Source organism: Acinetobacter sp. Ac_5812 (genome assembly GCF_013072695.1).
In the GTDB taxonomy this organism is placed as follows: domain Bacteria; phylum Pseudomonadota; class Gammaproteobacteria; order Pseudomonadales; family Moraxellaceae; genus Acinetobacter.
The window spans coordinates 1-583 of record NZ_LXUK01000006.1; the positions used below are offsets into that span (position 1 = coordinate 1).

At 50.4% G+C, this 583-nt stretch carries 1 pseudogene; it reads right to left on the reverse strand.

From position 1 onward, the window contains the following. Positions 1-583 (reverse strand): annotated as a pseudogene (locus A7P55_RS22545) (hypothetical protein); the annotation flags it as partial.

Sequence of the window (583 nt, forward strand, 5' to 3'; positions counted from 1 at the left end):
CGCACCAAGAGGGCCACCTTCACCACCGCCAATACCACCAGTAATACCACCGATGATGCCAGTGATCGCGCCTAAAGGACCGCCTTCACCACCACCGATACCGCCAGTAATGCCGCCGATAATGCCAGTGATTGCACCTAAAGGACCACCTTCGCCACCACCGATACCACCAGTTACACCGCCGATGAGGCCACCGACATCAGTGAGGTCACCAGCAATATGCTGAACCAGACCAGAAGCCGTTGAACCATTATTAATCAATGTGCCGACAACACCTGTGAGCGAACCCGCAGCACCACCAATATCAGCACCTGCTAAATCAGAAATTGCTTCCAATGTACCGTTTACTGTATCGCGTGAAGTTTCAAAGGTGAGGGTACCTAAATTAGTGAGATCTGTGACTGGATGAACGCCCGGAAGGACACCACTGATTGCACCGCCTACCGTAGTAATACCTGTATTGATAATATCTGTTTTCAGGCTTTCAACACCTTGAAGCACATCGATACCTGTTTGGATCACACCTGTGACAGGGTTATTACCCAAGTCACCACCAGTAATCCCACCGATAATGCCAGTGATC